The organism is Carnobacterium sp. (genome assembly GCF_045617425.1).
Classification (GTDB): Bacteria; Bacillota; Bacilli; order Lactobacillales; family Carnobacteriaceae; genus Carnobacterium_B.
On the sequence record NZ_JAZLIO010000022.1, the window covers coordinates 63,044 to 87,395 of the forward strand.

A 24,352-nucleotide genomic window follows, 5' to 3' on the forward strand; every position below is an offset into this window, starting at 1 on the left:
TGCTGGATAAAAAAAAGACATGAATAAAGTTCTTTATTCATGTCTTTTGGGTATAACTATTTTTTAGATTTATCTTTTTACTCTTCTTCTTGATCAAATTGACTATTGTAAAGATCTGCATAAAATCCATTTTGTTGCAATAAAACATCATGATTGCCACTTTCTACTACATCTCCATCTTTCATCACAATAATCAAATCTGCATTCTTAATGGTGGATAGACGATGCGCAATAACGAAAGACGTTCTTCCATGCATCAAACGGTCCATTGCTGTTTGAATGATCAATTCCGTACGGGTGTCAACTGAACTAGTTGCTTCGTCTAAAATCAATAATGGTGCATCGGCGACCATAGCACGAGCAATTGTCATTAATTGTTTTTGACCAGCAGATAAACTTGTTGTATCATCTAAAACTGTATCGTAACCGTGTGGCAATGTTTGAATAAAATGATGTACTCCAACTGCTTTACAAGCACTGATCACTTCTTCATCTTTTACACCTTGCTTACTGTAGACAATATTTTCTCTAACCGTTCCTTCAAATAACCAAGTATCTTGTAGTACCATACAGAATTGTTCGTGTAAGGCCCCTCTAGTAACACTGGAAATCGGAGTTCCATCAATATAGATTTCTCCGCTATTAACTTCATAGAAACGCATTAACAAGTTTACTAATGTCGTTTTACCTGCTCCCGTTGGACCTACAATTGCAATTTTCTGCCCAGCTTTAGCTTCTAGAGAAAAGTCCTTAATAATTGGTCTTTCAGGATCATATCCAAATTTCACATGATCAAAGGTTATATCCCCTTTAACTGTACCTAATGAAGTGGGTTTTCCAGTTTCCACTTCTAATTCATTTTCTTCTAAGAAATTAAAGACACGTTCACTCGCAGCAGCAGCTGATTGTAAACTAGTAAAAGCTTGTGCAATTTGTGAAAGAGGTTGCGTAAAGAAACGGATGTACATCATGAAGGCAACAATCACACCAAAAGTAATTTGATCATTGAATGCTAGATAAGCTCCAACTACACAGACCACTACATATCCAAAATTACCAATAAAGTTCATTAACGGCATCATTAGACCTGAAATATATTGAGATTTCCATGCACTATCAAATAATGTATCATTGATTTGATTAAATTCTTCAATCGCTGACTCTTCACCATTAAATGCTTTAACGATATTGTGGCCCGTATAAATTTCTTCAACATGACCGTTTAATTCACCTAAACTTCTTTGTTGTTGACTGAAATATTTTTGTGATTTTTTAATAATTGTGATCATTAAACCAAAACCAATAACCGTTGATAAGATGGCAGAGATAGCCATAGGAACATTTGTGTAAAACATCATGATCAACGAACCAATAAATAAACTAATTGACGTTACCAATTGACCTAAACTTTGGTTTAAAGTTTGGCCAATAGTGTCCACATCATTTGTTACACGGCTCAAAATGTCACCATGGTTATTGCTATCAAAGTATCGTAATGGTAAACGATTAATTTTTGTTGAAATATCTGTACGCAGTTTTTTTGTAACGGTTTGGGTTACAGTAGCCATAATAAATCCTTGGAAATAAGATAAAATTGCACCAAGAACATACAACGTAACCAAAAATAGACCAATACTTTTTATTTTTTCTAAATCTATAGCACCTGTAATTCCTGCAGTAATGATGTCAGTAATTTCACTAAGACGATCAGGTCCTATTAAATTAAATACTGTACCAAAAATAGCAAATACGAATGCTATTATAATGTACATCATATAAGGTTTACAATATTTTGCTAACTTACCAATAGACTCTTTAAAATTATCAGGTTTCGTACCTACTATTGGTCCACTCATTGGCCCTTTTTTTTGTTTACTCATCTGCTAATTCCTCCTTAGAAAGTTGAGAATAAGCGATGTCTTGATAGACTTCACATGTTTGCATCAATTCTTGATGTGTACCAATTCCAACAATTTTTCCTTCATCTAAAACAATAATTTTGTCTGCATCACGAATGGTACCAATACGTTGTGCAACAATCAATTTTGTTGTATCTTTTAATTCTTTGTTTAACGCTGCACGTAATACACGATCTGTTTTATAGTCTAAAGCTGAAAATGAGTCATCAAAAACCAAAATCTCTGGTTTCCGTGAGATCGCACGTGAGATTGCTAAACGTTGACGTTGACCTCCTGAAACGTTGCTTCCTGATTGAGCGATTGAGGCATCATATCCATCTTCCATTTTCTCAACAAAGTCACTACTTTGAGCTATTTCAATAGCTTTTTTCATGTCAGCTTCAGTTACTTCTTGACCAGCATCTCCGTAACTCACATTTGAACGAACCGTACCACTGAATAAAAATGCTTTTTGTGGAACAAATCCAACTAGAGAATGCAGATATTTTTGTGTGTACTCTTTGATATCATGTCCATTAATTTTAATTTGCCCACCTGTTACATCAAAGAAACGAGGAATCAAATTAACTAACGTACTTTTCCCACTACCTGTAGAACCAATAAAGGCAACTGTTTCACCTTTGTTTGCCGTAAAGGAAATATTTTCCAATATAGCTTCAGAAGCATCTGGATACTGAAAAGATACATTATCAAATACTACCGTACCTTTTTGATCTTGAGTAGACTGTGTTAATGTTCCATCCTTTATGGTCTCTTTTGTATTTAAAACTTCTAAAATACGTCCAGCGGATACTGCAGCACGAGGAACAATAATAAATACAATCGTTAACATCATAAATGAAATAACAACTTGAATAGCATAAGAAGAAAACACTACCATATCACTAAATATATCAACACGATTTAAAACACTTGCTTGACTAGTTAGTTGAACATCATTGATTAAATAAGCACCGATCCAGTAAATAGATAAACTTAATCCGCTCATAATCAAAGTCATCCCAGGTCCCATAATCGCCATGATTCTATTGATAAATAAGTTTGTAGTCATTAATTTATGATTTGCTGTTTCAAATTTTTCTTCTTCAAAACTTTCTGCATTATATGCACGAATAACGCGTAACCCTGTTAGATTTTCACGTGTAACTCGGTTAAGGTTATCTGTTAAATTTTGGATTACTTTAAACTTCGGTAAAGCGAATATTACTATAACACTTATGATAAGAAGCAAAACACCTACTGCCCCTGCTGTTGACAATGTCCATTCCCATGATTTGTCAACTATTTTGGAAATAGCCCATACAGCCATAATAGGTGCCTTAATTATTACTTGCATACCAAGTGCCATTGCCATCTGAATTTGCGTTACATCATTTGAAGAACGGGTAATCAAACTTGCAGTAGAAAAATGATTGATTTCTTCCATTGAAAATCCTTCAACTTTCGTAAATACTTCTGATCTTATCGTGCGTGAAAGACCCGCTGCTACTTTTGAAACAAAGAACACTGTTATAAAAGATGCAACCAAGCTACCTAGGGCACACAGCATCATATAGCCACCATTTTCAAATATATCTTGCATATTTGAATCCGGAATTTGAATAAGTTGAGTAATTTTAGACATATATTCTGGTAATTCTAAATCCAAATAGACTTGAACAACTATAAAGATGACACTAAATAAAATCATCATCCATTCTTTTCGTTTTAAGTATTTTAGTATTTTTATCATAGTCGTTCTCCTTCGTTTCTTAACTGATTCTTACTCTATATCTTTCAACATATTTTGTTGCATTTTGTGGATTGTTTTAAAAAATTGATCAAGCTCTTCTTCTGTTAAGCCTTCAATCAATAAATTTTCAATTCTTTGGTATTCTTTTGTTACTTCTTCAACTAAGCTTTGACCTTTTTCGGATAATTGTAACTTTTTTACTCGTGCGTCTTTCTCAATAGAAATACGCTCAATCAAGCCTTTATCTTCCATACTTTTCAACATCTTTGAAGTAGTTGAACGACGCATAGAAAATTTTTTTTCAATATCTTTTTGAAATACATCCTCATCTTTTGCATTATTTAAAAAACCAATAATCATTCCATGCATCTTGGTGATAGGGTATTTTTCATCCTCTTTTTTAAAAGAATCGACATTTCGGTGTATAAAATTTACTAATTTACGTATTTCCATTCCAATTTCTTTTTCATTACTTCCCTCATCAAAAAAAATTATTCTCACCTCATTCTTTCGGATAACCTTGTTAGAAATTTACAGATAGAACGAATTATAGTTAGCACGCTAACTATAATATCTCATCACTAACTTAAAGTCAACAAAAAATTGTTGTTTACTACTTACTTATACAATAAAAAAGTACCAACAGAATTTTAATCTGCTGGTACTACGATTAATTGAATTAAATTAAAGTTTTACAACATTTGCAGCTTGTGCTCCACGATTTCCTTCAACAATCTCAAATTCAACTGCTTGTCCTTCTTCTAATGATTTGAAACCATCACCTGTAATTGCACTAAAGTGTACAAACACGTCGTCTCCGCCTTCAACCTCAATAAAACCAAAACCTTTTTCTGCATTAAACCATTTTACTGTTCCTTTTTCCATAATTCGCTGTACCTCCGATTAGTCATTTTGCAATTGATTCTCTTTTATGACTTAATGTCTTTCAAAAAAAATAAAATCGATTGCAAAATTATTATAACTCAGTGTTTTTATTTTCGCAAGGGTTTACTTTGCTTTAAAATAGACATTCCTATCTATTTTTTTTTTGAATCAATCTCAATTTCTTTTAAAAAATTATGGTAGTTTTCATTTTCATCTAGAGTTATTTGGGCATAATTATTTAGATTATGAGTTAAAATATCTTCTAGGGATATAGACAGTTTATTTAAATACGTTGCATTTCCAATTAAGTCCATCCAGTAGGTTCCATCTTCATTTTTGTGAACAACTGTTTGAACCATTCCCCCAGGATTAATCACTTGAATTTTTTCTTCAAACTGACCATTTTTTAATAACACATACATTAAACTGCTCGCTGCCATTGCAGTCCCGCAAGCATTTGTAAAGCCTACTCCTCTTTCAAAAGTACGAACAAATAGTGATTGTTTATCCAATACTTCTACAAAGCTAACATTTACTCCGTCAGGAAAATAAGGATTTTTTCCATTCAAATAGGTTGCAAGCTCCTCAAATTGTGAGCTGTATAATGTTTCATGATCAACAAAACTAATCAAATGAGGATTTGGCACTGCAACCGCAGAAAAACGTAAATTAGTAGCTAGTTCTGGTAATGCTTGATCAATAAATTTTTCTGATGACCAATTGAATGGCAAATCATCTACATTAAAAGATACTGGTGAAATCTCAACTTGAAAAGTTTGAATATCTTTTCCTAACTCTTCTGCTTTTTTTACGTGTAGGTCAGCATGCATTGTTTCAACTACAAACTCATTTTTTTTATTTTTTTCAGAAAGATAACGCGCAACCGTTCTCAATCCATTGCCACACATACTGGCTTCACTACCATCATAATTGATTACTCTCATACTTCCATCTGTTTCTTTATGATTCGTTGTCCCTACTAAAAGAACTCCGTCAGCTCCCTTTAGAAGCCCTGTGTTACGATCTGTAATGATTTTAGTCAGAGATACAAGTTCATCTTGTGTTAATGTTCTTTCGAGCAATGTTTCATCTAAAATAAAAAATTCGTTTTCTGATCCATGAACTTTAATTAAGTCTACTTGCATTATAATTGTACCTCCTTTTTTCCTTAACATATTTTACCATTTCATTTATAGATTACAATAAAAAATATAAAGTATCAAAATAAGGAAGTGAGACTTTTGCCTCACTTCCTTATTTTATAACAAGTTTATTCTTCTTCAGCTTCAGGTACTAAAGCTTCTGGAAAATGTTCTTCAACGATTGCTGCACAGCGAGCACAAAGAGTTGGTGCATTTTCATTAGAACCTACATCTTCCTTGATAGCGCGACATCTTTCGCAAGTTTCTCCATGAGCATGTTCTACTACAACCGCTACAGAATCTGAATGAACCGCATGACTAGGTGCATCTTCAATCGACTCTGCTATTTCTAAATTAGAAACAATTAATAATTGTGCTAAATTACTATTTAACGAAACAAACAAGTCTTTTGTTTGTTCTGTAGGGTAAAGAGTTACTTTTGCTTCAAAAGATTTTCCAATGATTTTTTCATTACGTGCTTCTTCAAGAGCTTTTTGAACCACATCGCGAATATCCATAAAAGCATCCCACATGTCTAATAGTTCAGCTTCATTTTCATAACGATCAACAACTGGCATATCCGTTAATTGAACGAACTCATCGGTTTCACTTAAGAATGACCAAATTTCTTCAGCAGTATGTGGAAGAATCGGTGTTATAAGTTTTGTAATTTTTACTAATACTTCATAGAACACTGTTTGCATAGCACGGCGTTCATAAGCATCCTCAGCTTCAATATAGACAACATCTTTAGCAAAGTCTAAATAGAATTGAGACAAGTCCACTGTACAGAAGTTATTAATTAATTGATAGATAGAAGAAAATTCATAGTTATCATAATGCCCTTCTGCTTTTTCTACCAATTGATTCAAACGAATCATTAGGTATTTGTCTACAGATCTTAAATCATTAAACGCTACTTTGTTTGTTGAAGGATTGTAGTCAGCGGTATTAGCCAATAAGAAACGCATAGTATTACGAATTTTGCGGTAAACTTCAGAAACTTGTTTTAAAATTTCATCACTCACACGCACATCTGCTTGTGTATCTACACTAGAAACCCATAGACGCACAATGTCGGCTCCCATTTGTTTGATAACTTTACTTGGTGCAATCGTATTTCCAAGAGATTTACTCATCTTACGGCCATCTCCATCTAAAACCATTCCTTGAGAGAGAACTGTTTTATAAGGTGCTACTCCATTGATAGCTACACTGGTCGTAATGCTTGAATTAAACCAACCACGGTATTGATCTGAACCTTCAAGATACATATCCGCTGGGAAAGTTAAGTTTTCTCTAGCTCTTAGTACAGCTTCATGAGATGAACCAGAATCAAACCATACATCCATAATGTCTGTTTCTTTTGTAAATTGATTATTTGGACTTGAGGGATGAGTGAATCCTTCTGGGAGTAAATCTTTAGCTTCACGTTCAAACCAAATATTTGAACCAAACTCCCCAAATAGAGCTGCTACGTGTTCAATTGTTTCCGGTGTTATAATAGCTTCTCCATTTTCACCATAGAAAATTGGTAAAGGAACTCCCCAAGCACGTTGACGTGAAATAACCCAATCGCCTCGATCGCGGACCATGTTATACAAACGTTGCATACCCCATTTTTGAACCCATTCAACGCCTTCAACAGCTTCTAAAATATCTCCACGGAATTGATCAATAGAAGCAAACCACTGAGGTGTTGCACGGAAAATAACCGGTTTCTTAGTTCTCCAGTCATGTGGGTAACTATGAGTAAAGAAGTTTAATTTCAATAGTGCTCCCTCTTTTTCCAACCACTCAGTAATGACTTTATTTCCATCATTATAAAAAATACCTTCTAAACCTGGCGCTTCATCTGTAAAACAACCTTTATCATCAACTGGTGATAAAACACTTAATTTGTATTTTTGTCCTACAATAAAGTCATCATCCCCATGACCCGGAGCTGTATGAACAAGTCCAGTACCAGCTTCAAGAGTTACATGGTCCCCTAAAATCAAAAGAGAAGTTCGGTCATACATTGGGTGTTGAGCCGTCATGAACTCCAAGTCTTTACCTTTTATTTCTTTAATCGTTTCAACTTGATTCCACCCAATTTCTTCTGCGACAGCATCAATCAAGTCTTTTGCTAAAACGTATTTCTTATCGTCTGCAACTACAACAGAATAGTCATATTCTGGGTGGACAGTAATCGCAAGATTTGAAGGGATAGTCCATGGCGTAGTTGTCCAAATAACAAAAGAAGTATCTTCATCGATCAGACCTTTTCCATCAACAACTTTAAAACCTACATAAATACTTGCTGATTTAACGTCTTTGTATTCAATTTCTGCTTCTGCAAGTGCAGATTCACTAGATGGAGACCAATAAATGGGTTTTAAACCTTTATAGATATAACCCTTTTCGGCCATTTTCCCAAACACGCGAATTTGTGCTTCTTCATATTCTTTCGTTAATGTTACGTATGGATGATCCCATTCTCCAGCTACACCTAAACGCTTAAAATCTTCTTTTTGCTTATTTACTTGCTCCCAAGCATATTCTTCACATAATTTACGGAATTCTGCAAGGCTCATTTCTTTACGTTTAACACCCTTATTTGTTAAAGCTTGTTCAATTGGCAGACCATGAGTGTCCCAACCTGGCACGTAAGGAGATCTGAATCCAGACATTGATTTGTAACGTACAATGATATCTTTACTGATTTTATTTAAGGCATGTCCAATATGGATGTTCCCATTTGCATACGGTGGGCCATCATGTAATACGAAAGTTGGCTTGCCCTCATTGATTTTTTGTCTTTGTCCGTAAATATCTAATTCTTCCCAGTTTTTTTGCCATTCTAGCTCACGTACTGGTAAATTTCCACGCATGGGAAATTTTGTTTTACCTAATTGTAAAGTTTCTTTCATTTTCATTAAGATCTACCCCTCATTTGTTATAATTTATCTCTTTAGTTCCAAAACGACATGCTCATCATACAACTGAGATTTGTCAATTGCAACTAATCTTATCAATAAAAAAAGACTTCATCCCTAGAGGGACGAAATCTTCGTGGTACCACCCAAATTTAGAAGAAAAAATTTATACCTTTTCCTTCTCTTAAGTAATTGTATAACGTCAATTAACCGGTTAATTTTACTCAAGTTCAAATTAACACTCATGGAGGATCTGACGACTAGAAGGGACTGTTAGGCTTTCACTATCTCTAACTCGCTTAATTTAGTGTTCTAGTGTTTTTCTGTTCCATTCACTGATTTTACTTATTTAGGCAATTCAATAGCTGGCAAAGTGCCTTCTAATGAAGGTTGTTCTTGTATATCATTATTTTCTACTTCATTGGTACTAACTACCGTCAATTTCTCAGAATTATTCTCTTCAATTGTTTCATCATTAGATTCAACATCAGAACTCACAACTTCTTCTGGCTGATTAACACTTGCTAAAATTTCCTTTAATGTAGGAATGTTGAGGGTTTCTTCTTCAGCAGGTCTTAACAAATCGTCCCATTCTGAATTTTTAACCATTTCTAATTGAGATTCTATCATAATTTGCAGACGTTGTTTAAAAACTCTACTTTGTTTTTTCAATTCATCTGTCTCAGTCGTAATTTTTCTAGCTTTAGAAACTGCTTCATCCAACAAACGATCTGCATTTTTTTCAGCTTCTAAACGAATAATATTTGCTTCTTTGGCCGCATTTTCTTTTAATCTATCGGCTGCATCCTGAGCAACAATAATCGATTTATTTAAAGCGTCCTGAAGATTGTTGAAGTGCCCAACTTTTTCTTCAGAAAATTGCAAGTTTTTTTCTAATTCACGTTTTTCTTTTAAAACCATTTCGTAGTCCTTAATGATTTGATCTAAATAATCGTTTACTTGATCTTGATCGTAGCCTCGCATCTTGACAGGGAACTCTTTGTTATGTATATCTAAGGGAGTCAACACCATATAAGACACCTCCATTTTTTTAATTTTTACGTGCTTTAGTACTAAATTATCATAAACTAACCTACAAGTAAATGAGTTAGCAGTTATTTATATAATACACCTAACTGCAAACGCCATTTATCTTTTTTAGTTTTGCCTTCAATTTCTTGAACTTGTAGTCGTCCATATCCTCGAACTGAAACAATATCTAACAACCCAATTTCAAAATCCGGTCGAGTTGATTCAACCCAATTCAACTTCACTTTTCCTGATTCGATCATCTGTTTAGCACGTTGTCTAGATATTTTAAACACGCTAGAAACCAACGTATCCAAACGCATAGATGAAACTGTTTGACTTTCAATCGTCCAATTATCTATAGGAACTAAAATGTCGGTATAGTCTCTTTCTTCCATACGGACTGCAACTTTCCCAATACTAATAACTTGCTGTTCCACATAACTTTTCGTTGCATTTTCGACAAATACTTGCCAACGTGTACCATCCGAAATGATATCCCCGAAATAATCTCTTTTTAGTCCAGTTGAAAGTAAAGTCCCTAAAACTTTTCCATGTGACAACGATGCAAATTTTATAGGGTAACGGATTTCAAAAATCGCTATTCCAAAATCATCTTGCTTTGGAGTAAAGTATGAAGGGCAGATGAAAGCTCTCACTCTCTCTGCTGCTTCATATCCTCCAAAAGAATGTATAGTAATCTCACTATTTTTCCCAATGATTGTTTTTACGATGTGCAGTTGACGGGGATCTAAAAAATTTGTCAAATAAGGAGTGTATTGGTCTTCAACATTTCTTATCCAACCAATAACTGTATCAATAAAGGATTGCTCTTCTTTTCTAAAATGTTGATAGACATTTTCAATCATAAGAAAAATACCTCCTTCAATTAATACAAAATCCTCATAATTAGCTGAAATAGTGAAAATAATCCACTTTTAGCTAAATTTAAAACAATTAAAGCTACAATTCCTGAAAAACTAATCATTCCAATTGGTGGAATAAACCGTCTAAAGAAGTTTAAATACGGTTCGCAAATAGATGCTAATATGCGCCCAAACTTTGATTGATACGCTCCAGGAAACCAAGACATTAAGATATATACGATAATCAGAGTAGAGTAGATATCTAAGGCTCTAGAAAGTATCGTGTAAAGTAAAGATATAAAATAAGCCACTATTAATTTTTCCTCATTTCTTTAATAAAAATCTTTTTCTTGCATAACATCTGATAATGCACCATCAATTTCAACATTCTTAGGTGTACATAAGAAAATTTCTTCACCAATACGTTGAATATCTCCACTTATAGCATAGATTGTTCCAGTTAAAAAATCAACGATTCTTTTAGCTTGATCTTCTTCAATACGAGTGAAATTTAAAATGACAGATTGATTGCTAAGCAGTAAATCTGCAATTTCTTGAACTTCAGAATAAACTCTAGGTTCAAATACAACAATTTTAGATTGGTAAGGAATATCTGGATTTTTCAGTGCAACAACTTTATTTGTTGTTGCTGGCTCACGACGTGTATTAAAAGCTCGTTGATTTTTTAATTCTCGCTTAGTTTCACTTTTTTCTACTTTTGATGATTCATTTTCTTGGTTGTCAGCTGCAGTTTCTAATTCGAATTCTTCTTCATCGCTTAAACCAAAGAATTGAGATAAATTAGTTAACATACTCATTTAAAGTCCTCCTTTTTAAATCAATTTCCTTCAATATTGAAATTGATTCTTATTCAAAAAAAGACGTTCCGATTCGAATAAAAGTTGCTCCTTCTTCAGCAGCAATGGTGTAGTCTTTGCTCATTCCCATACTAAGTTCTGTACATGGTGCATGAGAGAATACTTTTTTCTGAATGGTCTGTTGTAAATTCCTCAGATGAGCAAAAGCCGCGCGAACAACTGTCTCCTCAGCATTTAGAGGCGCCATAGTCATTAAACCAACTACTTTTATCTTTGAATACTGTGAAAGGCTGCCAATAAATTCATCAAGCTCATCCGGGCTTACACCACTCTTGGAAACTTCACCTGTCACATTTACTTGAACAAAACAAGAAATTCTTTTTTGTGCTCTTTTTTCAATTTCTTCAGCTAATGCCAAACGATCCAGAGCATGAAAGTAATCAATTTTATTGATTACTTTTTTTACTTTTCTTGTTTGTAGATTTCCAATATAATGCCAAACCAATTGAGGGACATTTAGTTCTTCCAGTTTTGCTTCCAACCCTTCAGGTCGATTTTCTGCCAGATGTGTATAGCCTTCTTCAATTACAGCAATAGCCTGTTCACTAGAAACGCTTTTAGTCACTGCAACAACTTGTAAACTAGAACGTTCTCGATTGACTTTTTTCAATGACAAACCTAACTTACGTTCAATTTCTTGACAATTTTCTTTAACAGAACTCATTTTTATTTACGGCGTCTTCTAAAGAATGGAGGTGTATCAAGATTATCTTCTTCTTGACGACTCTCTTGTTCTTGCTTTTCTTCTCGTTTAAAAATGTCAAAGTCAGGTTTTTCATTTTGTTGATCCAACTCATTCGATTGTGATTTAGTTCTTTGATCACGTAGACTAGGTTCGCGACGAATGTCCCAGTCACCAAAAGGATCTTTTGTTTGATCAGATTGTAAAGATGATGTTTCAGGTACAATTCTTTGAGTGGAACTGTTTCGATTTCTTTCACTTGTTTGTGGTTTCGCTTCTTTTGCTTTATTTGTATCGATACCTGTTGCAATAACCGTCACAATAACTTCATCACCTAGGTTTTCATTAATAGAAGTACCAAATATAATATTCACTTCCGTAGTAGACGCTGCAGAAACGATATCTGAAGCATCTTGTGCTTCGAATAATGTTAAGTCAGATCCACCTGTAATATTTAACAATACAGATTCTGCTCCATCAATGGAGACTTCTAGCAATGGAGATGAAATAGCTTTTTTAGTAGCTTCAACTGTCCGATTTTCACCACTTGCCATACCAATACCCATTAATGCTGATCCTTGATTTTCCATAACTGTTTTTACATCAGCAAAATCTAAGTTTACATATCCAGGTGCAGTGATTAAATCTGAAATCCCTTGTACACCTTGGCGTAAAACATTATCAGCTTCATGGAAGGCTTCAAGCATTGGTGTCTTTTTATCAACAATTTCTAATAAACGATTATTTGAAATGATGACAAGAGTATCAACGTGCTCTTTCATTTGTGCTACACCTTCAGCAGCAAAACGTCCACGTTTAGGTCCCTCAAAAGTAAAGGGCCTAGTGATTACTCCAACTGTTAAAGCACCTTGTTCTTTAGCAATACGAGCTACGATAGGTGCAGCACCAGTACCTGTTCCACCACCCATACCAGCAGTTACGAAAATCATATCGGCTCCACGTAATGATTCAGCAATTTGTTCTTCACTTTCTTCTGCTGCTTTACGACCAATTTCAGGATTTGCTCCTGCTCCTAGACCACGTGTTAATTTTGGCCCAAGCTGAATTTTCACTTCTGCATTTGAACCTGCCAACGCTTGTAAATCAGTATTCGCTACAATAAATTCTACACCTTGTACATTTTCATCAATCATTCGGTTAACAGCATTATTTCCAGCTCCACCAACACCAATTACTTTAATTATCGCTCCATTAGCTGGATTTGTGTCAAATTCTAAGTCCATTCCATTTCCTCCTACTACAATCTGAATGTATTCTATTTAATCAAAAAAATTTGAGATAAAGCTTTTTGCCTTATTACTCCACTTGTCTTCTTTTTTCTTTTCTTTCTTAATTGGTTTTTCTTTTTCATATTCTAAAGAACTGATCTCATTATTTTCTGAAAAGGTTTCTAGTTTAGCATTATAAGAAGTCTCTTCTTTTTTGGTAACACCTAATTGATATTCTTTTATAATTTGATGAATATCATCTAAGTTAGCTTCATATTGAATCAAGCCTATACCAGTAGTAAATGCTGGATAACGCAGACCCATTTGATGAGGAATATAGAGTTTTACTGGAATTTCAAACATATCTTCAGCAAGCTCTACTGCACCAGGTAAGGCTGCAGCACCACCCGTTAAAATCATTCCACCAGGCAAATCTCTTGCTCCGACCTTATCTAATTCAGATTTCACTTTTTCAAAAATCTGGACCATCCGAGCTTCAATAATTTCTGACAGATAACGCTCATCAATTTTTACCGGCTGGCTTTTGCCAATCACTTCTACTGGAAAAGTTTCTTCTTGAGAAGTTTCTTCTGGCAAAGCATATCCATAATCGCGTTTTATTCTTTCTGCACTTTCAATGGTGGTGTTTAAAACAACAGAAATATCTTTCGTTACGTAATCTCCACCCTCTTGATCTACATATGTGTATTTCAACTGGTGATCATGCATAACTGAAGCCGTTGTTTGTCCGCCTCCCAAATCAAGCAATATTGTACCAAAATCTCTTTCGCCGCTAGACATAGCTACACTGCTTGCCGCCAAAGATTGTAAGACGATGTTTTGAATTTGTAAACCAGCTTTTTCCACACAACGTTTTGTGTTATGTAAGATAGTTTTTGGTCCAGTTAACATAATAGCATGCATTTCTAAACGAACACCAATCATTCCTCTCGGATCTTTGATGCCGTCAAATCCATCAACAATAAATTCTTCTGGTAAAATGGTTAAGATTTCTCTTTCTGGAGGAACCGATTTTACCATTGCTGCTGCCAAAACATTTTGGACGTCTGCTTCAGTGATCTCACGATTTTCTCCTGATACTGCTATCATTCCATGACATGCTTCTATTTCGACAGATGTACTTGGAATTCCTACAATAACGTTATGAATATTTACATTTGCTTTTTGCTCTGCTTGTTTAATTGCTTTGTTAATCGATTGTACCGTTTTATCAATATCTACGATAATTCCACGGTTTAAGCCTTCAGACTTTTCATTTCCTACTCCAATAATATTCATTTGACCGTTTATATATTCAGCTACAACTACTTTTATTGAAGTGGTTCCAATATCTAGACTTACATACATTTCAGTATTCCTCAATTCATTGAAACCTCCTATATCATTATTTTAAGTTAAAACCTATAGTTATTACCAATTTTAACATAAGCGTTACCAATTTACGAAGTATTTCAGGATTTTTTTCTGTTTAGATAAAAAACTTTTTATTCCATTTTTTTATTGAGCTTCTTCTTCTGGAACGAGTTCAACACCGTTTTCATCAGAAGCTCCGTTTGACTCTTCATTTTTATCCTCACTATACTTAAATGGAGAAAAATAAGCCCCAACTTCAATATTTATTGTTCCTTTTTGGTCGCCCACTTTTTTTACCATATCAGGATAATAAATCATTTTTTCTGCAAAAGAAGGTATCGAAGCAATTACTTCATTCCCATCATTCATATACAATTTAATAAGGTAATCATCAACCTTACTAGGCGTATACTGGACTTCTGAAATACTGTTTTGGATATTTTCATTTAGTGATTGGTACTGAACAATCATTTCCTTTAACGCTTTGTTTTCTTCAAATTCTTTGAAAATTGGTGGATTTCCAATAGATACTTTTCTACTTTCATTTACAATTTTCCCATTTTCAAGGATATTGTAGTATTCATTGTCTTTAACTAAATAAGCAACAGTCTCATACTCTTCGATTTCCAAAGTGTAGTCATTCAAACCATCTAAAACAATTTCCATAGATTTAACTTGTGGTAATTCAGATACAACTTTTCCAGAAATTTTATTTCTTTCAAAGAATATTTCCCAGAGATTACCTCCAGATTTAATACCACTTTCATCAATTATTTCTTGATCAGCTACTTCTTTTGCACCACTAACAGAAACGATATCTACTTTGCTTAAGGGACTTATAAAATACACAACTATCAAAATTGCAAATGAAAATAATAAAATAAGTGTGATTAATCGTGTGAAAAGTTTTTTTTGACGTTGTTTTTTTAATTTTGGTAATGTATGCTCTAATGATTTTTTTCTTTGAAATGCAGCTTGCCTATCGCTATCTGCCGTTTCTTTTTTATGTTCTCCCTTCTTTAAAGAAGAAAGATGCAGGTTAGTTACAGGTTTTTTTTTGTTATTCTGTTTTCTCATGCACCTATCCTCCTTTATAAAAGTTATTTTTTCACAATTTTATTGATTACTTCAATTATTCTATCTGACGCATCTGGCATGCCCATTTTTTTAGCATTTCTTGCCATTTCTTGACGCAAATTTTGGTTTAGCATCAAATCATCCAATGTTTGGGCTAACTTTTCACCAGTTAATTCGGATTCATTGATTAATTTTGCAGCATTTTTATTTACTAAACTCTCTGCATTTTTTGTTTGGTGATCGTTGGTCACATAAGGACTAGGAATCAAGACACTTGGTAATCCGAGTGCTGTAAGTTCTGCTAACGTTGTAGCTCCACTTCTTGAAACAACCAAAGAAACCGTCGAGAAGACTTCTGGCATATTCGAAATGTAGGATACTACAGAAACATTAAATTTCTCATTCTTGATTTTTGTTAACTGACTTTGAATCGTTTCAAAATGAACATCTCCTGTAGCCATCAATACTTGATAATCTTTATTCGCTAATAAAGGTAGGGATTCAACAAAAGCATCATTAATCCTTTTGGCTCCTCTACTACCACCGAAAATTAAGACAGTTGGTTTCTCAGAATCTAAATTGTACTCTTCTAAAGCCGCTTTTTTTTGTACATTACTTACTTCTTGTGCTCTTGGATTACCCGTAAAACAAACTTTTCCAGGATATTTAGCAAAATCATTTCGTACTTCTTCAAAACAAATTGCAATTTTAGTTACATACCGTGCAAGAAATTTATTCGTTATACCTGCAACGCTATTTTGTTCGTGGATAATACTAGGAACACCTAATTTTGATGCCGCGTATACTATCGGTGCACATACATACCCACCAGTCCCAATAACGATATCAGGTTGGAAGTTCTTAATAATTTTTTTAGCTTGATTTATACTACTGATAAACATTCTTATCGTTTTAACTGTATCAAGAGACAATGAACGTTTGAATCCTTTTATTTCTACAGAAGCAAAAGGTATCCCATATTCTTTTACAATTCTATTTTCTAACCCTTTTTCAGTTCCAACATACAAAAATTCTGCAGTTGGATTTAGTTCTTGTATACGATGCATAAGTGCGAGTGCTGGATAGACATGTCCTCCAGTTCCACCACCAGATAATAAAATTTTCATCGGCTGCTAGACCAAAAGGCCTATTCCTCCTCTTCTGTTGCTTCTTCTACTAATTGTTCAACGGAATGAATAAAGGCATCGCCACGAACCTCAAAACTTCGGTACTGGTCCCAACTTGCACAAGCAGGCGATAATAAAATGACATCGTTTGGCTCACTTAGCTCATAAGCAACCGGCACAGCCGCTTCAACATTTTGAACAGATATAATCGATGGAATTCCAGCTTCAGTACCCGTTTCACTTAATTTCATTGCCGTTTCTCCAAAAACAATTAAAGCTTTTACTTTTTTATTCATTACTGGAATCAATTCATCAAAATTGTTTCCTCGATCTAAACCACCAGCTAGTAAAATAACAGGAACATCAAAACCTTTTAATGCATTTTCTGTTGCTAACGTATTCGTGGCTTTTGAATCATTATAAAAGCGACGTTCATTCCACTCTCTTACAAATTGAGTTCGGTGTTTGACACCCGTAAACTGTTCTAAACTCGTCCGGATTACGCCATTTTCTTGATTCATCAACTTAGCAACTGCAATAGCTGCCATTGCATTCTCAACATTATGATCACCAGGAATCAAAATAGTTTCCTTAGCCATTACGGGCTCCCCTTGATAATAGATCACATCGTCTTGCAAATACACTCCTGTTTCTATGATTTCTTTTCTTGAAAAAGGCACAATAGTGGCTTTACTTTGTTGAGACAATTCTCTTAGTTCAGGTTGATCCCAGTTGACAATCAAATAATCTTCTTCAGTTTGATTCTTAGTAATACTCATCTTAGCTGCCACATACTCTTCTCTTGTTCCGTGGTAATCTAAATGAGCGGAATAAATATTTGTTATGACCGCAATATGCGGTCTTAGTTCAGTTATTCCCATTAATTGAAAACTAGATAATTCCATTATAATCTCATCATTGCTTGTTGCTTTTTGAGCTACAAGACTTGCAGGAGTTCCAATATTTCCAGCCACATAAGCATGACCTTGAGAACGCCCGGCATTTAACAACTCTGCTATCATAGTTGTAGTAGTTGTTTTTCCATTTGTACCTGTAATACCAATGATCATACTTTCAGCTACTTCATAAGCTAATTCGACTTCTGTAATGACAGGTATGCCTTTTTCCACAGCTTTCATAATGATAGGATTGTTATACATAATACCCGGATTTTTCACGACCCATTCAAAATCTTCGTCTAATAGCTCAACGGGATGTCCTCCTGTAACTACTCGTATACCAGATTCTAATAATTCTTGAGCCTGAGGATTTTCATCAAAATTTTTATAATCATTAACGGTTACTAGTGCACCTAACGAATGAAGGAGTTTAGCTGCATTTACTCCACTTAGAGCGAGTCCTAAAACCAATACTTTTTTATGTTCATAGCGTTTTATTTTTTTCATATCTAAACCTCTTTTTCTTAAAATAAGGATTTTTTAGTATCAAGCAGTGAAAGTTACTGTAAGCTTCATAGAATAATTATTAGACATGCTACTGCAGCTAATAATCCAATAGACCAAAAAGTAAGAACGACACGCCATTCACTCCAACCGCTCATTTCAAAATGGTGATGAATAGGGCTCATCTTAAAGACCCGTTTACCTCTTAGTTTAAAAGAAGTAACTTGGATCATAACACTTGCGGTTTCCATAACAAAAACAAGACCGATTAAAAGAAGTGACCATTCTTGATGCAACAAAATTGAAATAGCTGCTAAACCACCACCTAATGCTAGTGAACCAACGTCTCCCATAAATATTTTAGCGGGTTTTTTATTAAAAAAGAAAAAGCCAATCAACCCACCTATGACAGTTAAACAAACAATTAAAATATCCAATTGCTGTTGATTCCAAGCAATAATAGCATATGCTCCATAAGCAATACTGGCGGTTCCGGCAACTAGCCCGTCTAGACCATCCGTTAAGTTAACAGCATTTGAAAAACCAACTAACCAAAAGATAATAAATAGTCCATAAAACCAACCAATATCAACAGTGCCTAGAAAAGGGAAAGCTAATTCTGTTGGAATATTTTCATAAAGGAAAACACCAAAGAAAAGCACTCCACCAAGTATTTGTCCAATTAACTTTTGTTTAGAAGTCAAACCAAGATTTCTTTTTTTGAACACCTTAATGAAATCATCCAAGAATCCCAATAAGCCATAAAGGATTAAGATGAAAAGAGTTAACACAATGCCTATTGAAAAGACATTTTGCCATATAGAAACCCAAACAGTTGAAATAATGGCAGCTACTAGGAAGACAATCCCTCCCATAGTTGGAGTTCCCGTCTTCACTTCGTGCCACTTAGGCCCTTCATCTCTAGTCGTTTGTCCTAATTGTTTTGTTTTAAAAAAACCAATCACGATCGGCATTGCCATAATAGTTAAAGCAAATCCGCTCACAACTGCGATTAACATCTCTGTCCACTGCATTATTTTCCGCTCCTATTTATCATTGTTTTTTATGAGTATCGCTTTTTCGGCCTCTTCAACATCATCAAAATGAATTTTTTCAGTCCCGATAATTTGATAATTTTCATGACCTTTTCCAGCAATCAAGACAATATCATTTGGTGCTGCTTGTTTAATGGCAGACTGGATAGCTTCTCTTCTATCAGGAATCAATTGATATGAATCTTTTTCTAATCCTGAAACTACCTCATCTAATATATCATAAGGATCTTCCGTTCTTGGATTGTCAGATGTAAAGATGACTGTATCTGAATTTTTTTGTGCAATTTCAGCCATTATTGGTCGTTTAGTGCGATCACGGTCTCCGCCACAACCAACTACACAAAATACATTTCCAGTTTTGATTTCATTTACTGCATTTAATACATTTAATAACCCATCTGGCGTGTGTGCGTAATCAACTATTACAGCAAAATCGTATTCTCCTTTAACAATCTCAAAACGGCCTCTTACGCCACTTATCTGACTAAGGGATTGGATAACAGAAGGCAATTCCAATCCAGCCGCATATGCTCCTGCAATTGCTGCTAAAGCATTCGACACATTAAACTTACCAACTAGTTGTAATTGTACTTCGTATACTTGATCTTCAAAATTCAAATTAAAACGGGTACCTTTATTTGTGATCCTTAAATCAGTAGCTTTAAAATCAGCTGGTTGATCGATTCCATAAGAAAAAACAGAAGCAGCCGTTTTTTCTTCAAAACTTCTGCCCACTGGATCATCAAAATTTAAGATAGCAAATTTAGGCTTATCTTGCTGATAGCCATTACCTAATTGTGAAAATAATAAACTTTTGGCTTCAGCATATTTTTCCATAGTGTGATGATATTCCAGATGATCTTGACTTAGATTAGTAAAAATTGCAATGTCAAAATCAGTCCCCCACACCCTACCTTGAACCAAAGAATGTGAAGAAACTTCCATAGAACAAGTCTCTACGCCGTTTTCTTGCATTTCACGCAATGTTTTTTGTAGCGTAAGACTATCTGGTGTTGTATTTTTTGTTTCATAAACTTCAGCACCAATACGACGGTACATCGTTCCAATAACCCCTGTTTTTTCCTTATGATCATGAAAAATATAATCCAAAAGATGTGTGACTGTTGTTTTACCGTTTGTACCAGTAACACCTATGACACGTAAATTCTGGCTCGGGTAATCATAAAAAACAGCAGCTAAAATTGCCATAGCTTTCATTGTATTATTTACATATACAACCGGAACTTCTAAATCTAGTGGTTCGCTTGCCACCACTAGAACTGCTCCTTTTTGAACAGCTTCTTTCGCTAATTCATGTCCATTATGAAGAGAACCAATAATACAGACAAAAAGTGAACCAGGTTCAACTTCTCTCGTATCTTGAGTAACTTTTGTAATTTCTAAATTATCGGAAAAACCTGTCGAAAACTTCTTTGATTTTAATGGTTTGATCAATTCAATTGCTTTCACTATTTTCACCTTTTTCTATTCTTGTGGAGTTTCTAATTTTATGTTGATTTTATCCGTACTTTGCATATTAGCGTTTGGTTCAAGACTTTGACTAACTACATAGCCTTCACCTTCAAATGTAAATTCTAATCCAGTTATTTCTGATACCTTTAAAACATCATTTTTTGACCATCCCATCATATCTGGCATAGTCATAGCCCCATTGGTCATTAAAACCACACGTTGATTTTCAATAGTGGTTTCAGCTGGTAATGGTAATTGTTGTACTATTGTATCACCATTTCCGACAACGGTCACATTTAACTGAGTACCTTCTAATGATTTAAGTGCTTCATCTTTTGAAATCCCAGTAACTTTTGGCATTTCGACCGTATTTGTCTCAGATTCTTCATCTTCTCCTAAGGCCAAATATTCTAATGCTCGTTTCATAATAGGGTGATAAATTTCTTTAACTACTCCACTTCCTGTTGTACTGCCATCTTTAATTTCAGGCTGTTGTACTGTAATGTAAAGAATCACTTTTGGATCATCTGCTGGGGCCATAGCGGCGACAGAATAAATGTAATTTGTTCCACCACTATAATACTGTTTTGTTTTAGGATTGACAATCTCAGCAGTCCCAGTTTTTGCAGCAATTTCATAGCCATCGATTTGATAACCTACCCCAGTACCATTTTTGTTGTAAACGACCTCTTTTAAATAGTCCAATGTTTGGTCTGCTACTTCTTTACTAATCGGTTGGCCTACAACTTCTGGTTCAACGATTGTTTCTTTTCCTGTATCTGAATCAACAAATTTACTTATAAATTGTGGTTTCATCATTTGACCATCATTTGCTACCGCTGTAAAAGCTTGCAGCATTTGAAATGCGGTAACGGTTAATCCTTGCCCAAATGCAGTATTTGCTTGTTCTAGAGGATAGTTAAAGGCAACTGAACCTTTGGCTTCATTTGCCAAACCAGAATTAGTCGTTTCGCCAATTCCAAAGGCCTCCATATATTCTTTCCAAGTTTCTGGGCTCATTTTTTCCATTAAGTTAGCAAATGCCACATTACTCGAACGTGCCAAACCTTCTAAATAAGAAATTGTACCCCAACCATTTGGATCATGGTCGTGAATCGGATCATCGCCAATCATTTTTACTCCTGATTGGAAATAAGCATTTGGATCAAACACACCTTCGCTGACAGCTGCAGATAAAGTCAATATCTTCATTGTAGATCCTGGTTCATACGTGTTCTCAACCAAAAGATTTTGCCACAATTGATCAATTCCTTCTTTTGTGGTCCCATTAAATGTAGGTCTCTGTGACGCTGCAATAATAGCACCTGTCTCTGGATTAATCAACGTTGCCGTTACCATCGCAGGATTGTATTTTTCATCAATTTCGCTCATGACATTTTCCATATAGACTTGCATACGTTTATCTAACGTCAGATAGATGTCATCACCATTTTCAGGCTCTGTTGTTTCTACTTTAGAATTTGGAATAACGTAACCAAAACTATCTTTTTGATAAATCGTTTTCCCATCTGTTCCTTTAAGGATATCGTCATATGCAAGTTCAATACCCATCATGCCTGTTAAATCTGTGCTAGAAACATCCTCTTCTTTGCCAGAAGGTAATGCAGCATACCCGACTAAATGCGAAGCGAATATTCCATTAGGATAAAGTCTTGTAGGGGTTTCCTCAAAGACAATCCCTGGTAGTTTTTCTTCTTCAATACTTTTTTTTGTATCAAAGGACAAGTTTTTTCCTGCTTCACCAAATTCAACTTGAGAAAGATTTTTTTGATTTAAGTTGGTTAAAATGTCTTCTTTGCTCATAGGGATATATTTTTCTAATATTTCAGCTGTTTTTTCTTTATCCGATACATGAAGTGCTTCATCAGGATTAGACCATTGATCTGTTAAAACCGCTACTAAAGAATAAGAAGTAGCATCTAATGCAACCGACTCCCCCCCAACATCATATATGGTTCCTCGGTTTGCTTCTAGGATGCTACTTCTCGTGTATAAATTATTTATATTTTGGGATAAATTTTCGCCATTAACTTCACCTTTTACCATGATAAATGCAATTCGTCCCGCAAAAACAATGAGTAAAAGAACTGTGCAAAAAAACAACAGTATGGCAACCTTTTTTCTGTTTTTTAAAGGATTTTTATTCGTCATTTTATAACATTCCTTACATTTTCTTCATTCATTTCTAAACCAAATTTATTCGCAATTTCATACACGCGATCATAACGTGATAATTCTTGGACTTCTTGCTCTAAGTTTTCATTGACCGTTGTGGATTCAGAAATTGTGGTTGTTGCATCTTGCAGTGTGCGATTGCTACTGGCAATGGTAATTTCTAATGAAATACTAACAGCGATAAGAGCAAACAAAACAATTAAAACTGAACTGATAAGTAATTTTTCTCCTTTTGTTATACCTATTCTTTTTGTAAAAGGAGTATGTATTTTTTCCTTTTTAGGAGTAGGAGCTGTCTGCGGCTGAAAGGGTACTTCGACTTCAAGGTTTCTAGCTAAATTACTTTCTAATGGCATAATTTAATACATCCTTCCTATCCTTTAGTGTTTAGTTTAGTTTGTTTTTCAGCAATTCGTAACTTGGCACTTCTCGAACGATTATTTACGGCTAGCTCTTCTTCTGAAGGCAGAATTGGTTTTCTGGTAATCAATTTTAATTCAGGTAAAAATTCGTCTGGAATAACTGGTAATCCACGCGGCAATTCAGGTCCTTTAGAGTGATCCTTAAAGATAGATTTAACGATTCGATCCTCTAATGAATGAAACGAAATCACGCTGATCCGTCCGCCTATTGCCAATAAATCAATTGCTTGTTCTAACGAATCTTCTACTGAAGATAACTCATCATTAACGGCAATTCGTATTGCTTGAAAAACCCGTTTTGCTGGATGCCCGCCTTTTCTTCTAGCTGGTGCAGGTATTCCTGATTTAATGAGTTCAACTAATTCGCTAGTTGTTTCAATAGGCTTAATTTCTCTAGCAGCTTCAATTTTACGAGCAATTTGTTTCGAAAATTTTTCTTCTCCATAACGGTAGAAAATTCTAATCAAATCGTGGTAAGACCATTCATTAACGACATCTTTTGCCGTTAAGGGAGCATCTGTATCCATTCGCATGTCTAGAGGTGCATCTTGATGGTAACTAAAGCCACGTTCTGCTTCATCTAGCTGTGGAGAAGAAACTCCTAAATCATATAGCACTCCATCTACTTCGTTTATTCCACGTTCAGTTAATTCTTCTTTAATATATCGGAAATTTGCTTTAATAAAGGTAACCATACCTTTTTCAACATATTCAGCTAACCGGATTTTTGCGTTTTCAATTGCACGTTCATCTTGGTCAAAAGCAAATAAATGCCCGTTTTCATTCAATTGTGATAATAAATATTCACTATGACCCGCTCCACCTAAAGTACAATCAACATAAATACCTTCTGGGGATAACGACAGCCCATCAACTGTTTCGCGCAATAAGACTGTTTCATGATTAAATGCTGTCATTTTTTTCGCCTACCTAACTCACTAATTT

At 34.7% G+C, this 24,352-nt stretch carries 21 protein-coding genes; all 21 read right to left on the reverse strand.

What is annotated here, in order from left to right; all coding sequences use genetic code 11:
- Positions 1-77: 77 nt before the first annotated feature.
- The 21 genes from ACKI3H_RS11460 to rsmH all read right to left on the reverse strand — a co-directional run bounded on the left by ACKI3H_RS11460 (position 78) and on the right by rsmH (position 24,324).
- A complete protein-coding gene (locus ACKI3H_RS11460; RefSeq protein ID WP_407372379.1) occupies positions 78-1,880 on the reverse strand; it encodes an ABC transporter ATP-binding protein in 1,803 nt (600 codons plus the stop codon).
- Positions 1,873-3,651 carry an ABC transporter ATP-binding protein gene (locus ACKI3H_RS11465; RefSeq protein ID WP_407372380.1) on the reverse strand — a complete coding sequence of 593 codons (1,779 nt, stop codon included), beginning with the start codon at positions 3,649-3,651 and terminating at the stop codon, positions 1,873-1,875. The genes ACKI3H_RS11460 and ACKI3H_RS11465 overlap by 8 nt, the downstream gene beginning before the upstream one ends.
- 30 nt (positions 3,652-3,681) lie before the next feature.
- Positions 3,682-4,152: a MarR family winged helix-turn-helix transcriptional regulator gene (locus ACKI3H_RS11470; RefSeq protein ID WP_407372381.1), complete on the reverse strand. Its 471-nt coding sequence runs from the start codon at positions 4,150-4,152 to the stop codon at positions 3,682-3,684.
- Between the two features lie 183 nt (positions 4,153-4,335).
- Positions 4,336-4,536, reverse strand: coding sequence for a cold-shock protein CspD (gene cspD, locus ACKI3H_RS11475; RefSeq protein ID WP_035022210.1), 201 nt, complete (start codon positions 4,534-4,536; stop codon positions 4,336-4,338).
- A 152-nt stretch (positions 4,537-4,688) separates the two neighbouring features.
- Positions 4,689-5,681, reverse strand: a complete 993-nt coding sequence (gene dapF, locus ACKI3H_RS11480) for a diaminopimelate epimerase (protein WP_407372382.1) — start codon at positions 5,679-5,681, stop codon at positions 4,689-4,691.
- 125 nt (positions 5,682-5,806) lie between these two features.
- Complete coding sequence (gene ileS, locus ACKI3H_RS11485) at positions 5,807-8,596, reverse strand: isoleucine--tRNA ligase (RefSeq protein ID WP_407372383.1); 2,790 nt, start codon at positions 8,594-8,596, stop codon at positions 5,807-5,809.
- A gap of 345 nt (positions 8,597-8,941) precedes the next feature.
- Positions 8,942-9,628: a DivIVA domain-containing protein gene (locus ACKI3H_RS11490; RefSeq protein WP_407372384.1), complete on the reverse strand. Its 687-nt coding sequence runs from the start codon at positions 9,626-9,628 to the stop codon at positions 8,942-8,944.
- 83 nt (positions 9,629-9,711) lie between these two features.
- The gene (locus ACKI3H_RS11495; protein ID WP_407372385.1) at positions 9,712-10,494 is read right to left on the reverse strand and encodes an RNA-binding protein; all 783 of its coding nucleotides are present in this window, start codon (positions 10,492-10,494) and stop codon (positions 9,712-9,714) included.
- Between the two features lie 20 nt (positions 10,495-10,514).
- Complete coding sequence (locus tag ACKI3H_RS11500) at positions 10,515-10,802, reverse strand: YggT family protein (protein WP_407372386.1); 288 nt, start codon at positions 10,800-10,802, stop codon at positions 10,515-10,517.
- A 21-nt stretch (positions 10,803-10,823) separates the two neighbouring features.
- Complete coding sequence (locus ACKI3H_RS11505) at positions 10,824-11,309, reverse strand: cell division protein SepF (RefSeq protein WP_407372387.1); 486 nt, start codon at positions 11,307-11,309, stop codon at positions 10,824-10,826.
- Positions 11,310-11,358: 49 nt separating this feature from the next.
- Entirely contained in the window at positions 11,359-12,033 is a 675-nt protein-coding gene (locus ACKI3H_RS11510; RefSeq protein WP_407372388.1) for a YggS family pyridoxal phosphate-dependent enzyme, read from the reverse strand.
- 2 nt (positions 12,034-12,035) lie between these two features.
- Positions 12,036-13,295 carry a cell division protein FtsZ gene (gene ftsZ, locus ACKI3H_RS11515; RefSeq protein ID WP_407372389.1) on the reverse strand — a complete coding sequence of 420 codons (1,260 nt, stop codon included), beginning with the start codon at positions 13,293-13,295 and terminating at the stop codon, positions 12,036-12,038.
- Positions 13,296-13,331: 36 nt separating this feature from the next.
- A complete protein-coding gene (gene ftsA / locus ACKI3H_RS11520; protein ID WP_407372390.1) occupies positions 13,332-14,663 on the reverse strand; it encodes a cell division protein FtsA in 1,332 nt (443 codons plus the stop codon).
- Between the two features lie 135 nt (positions 14,664-14,798).
- Entirely contained in the window at positions 14,799-15,731 is a 933-nt protein-coding gene (locus ACKI3H_RS11525; protein WP_407372391.1) for a cell division protein FtsQ/DivIB, read from the reverse strand.
- Between the two features lie 23 nt (positions 15,732-15,754).
- Positions 15,755-16,858, reverse strand: a complete 1,104-nt coding sequence (murG, locus tag ACKI3H_RS11530) for an undecaprenyldiphospho-muramoylpentapeptide beta-N-acetylglucosaminyltransferase (protein ID WP_407372392.1) — start codon at positions 16,856-16,858, stop codon at positions 15,755-15,757.
- A 20-nt stretch (positions 16,859-16,878) separates the two neighbouring features.
- Positions 16,879-18,264 (reverse strand): UDP-N-acetylmuramoyl-L-alanine--D-glutamate ligase, encoded by a 1,386-nt coding sequence (murD, locus tag ACKI3H_RS11535; RefSeq protein ID WP_407372393.1) that lies wholly within the window; start codon positions 18,262-18,264, stop codon positions 16,879-16,881.
- Between the two features lie 65 nt (positions 18,265-18,329).
- Positions 18,330-19,295 (reverse strand): phospho-N-acetylmuramoyl-pentapeptide-transferase, encoded by a 966-nt coding sequence (gene mraY / locus ACKI3H_RS11540; RefSeq protein ID WP_407372394.1) that lies wholly within the window; start codon positions 19,293-19,295, stop codon positions 18,330-18,332.
- Between the two features lie 12 nt (positions 19,296-19,307).
- Positions 19,308-20,786, reverse strand: coding sequence for a UDP-N-acetylmuramoyl-L-alanyl-D-glutamate--2,6-diaminopimelate ligase (locus ACKI3H_RS11545; RefSeq protein WP_407372503.1), 1,479 nt, complete (start codon positions 20,784-20,786; stop codon positions 19,308-19,310).
- A 15-nt stretch (positions 20,787-20,801) separates the two neighbouring features.
- Entirely contained in the window at positions 20,802-22,961 is a 2,160-nt protein-coding gene (locus ACKI3H_RS11550) for a penicillin-binding transpeptidase domain-containing protein (protein ID WP_407372395.1), read from the reverse strand.
- A complete protein-coding gene (gene ftsL / locus ACKI3H_RS11555; protein ID WP_407372396.1) occupies positions 22,958-23,341 on the reverse strand; it encodes a cell division protein FtsL in 384 nt (127 codons plus the stop codon). The genes ACKI3H_RS11550 and ftsL overlap by 4 nt, the downstream gene beginning before the upstream one ends.
- A 17-nt stretch (positions 23,342-23,358) precedes the next feature.
- Entirely contained in the window at positions 23,359-24,324 is a 966-nt protein-coding gene (gene rsmH / locus ACKI3H_RS11560; RefSeq protein ID WP_407372397.1) for a 16S rRNA (cytosine(1402)-N(4))-methyltransferase RsmH, read from the reverse strand.
- Between the last annotated feature and the right edge of the window lie 28 nt (positions 24,325-24,352).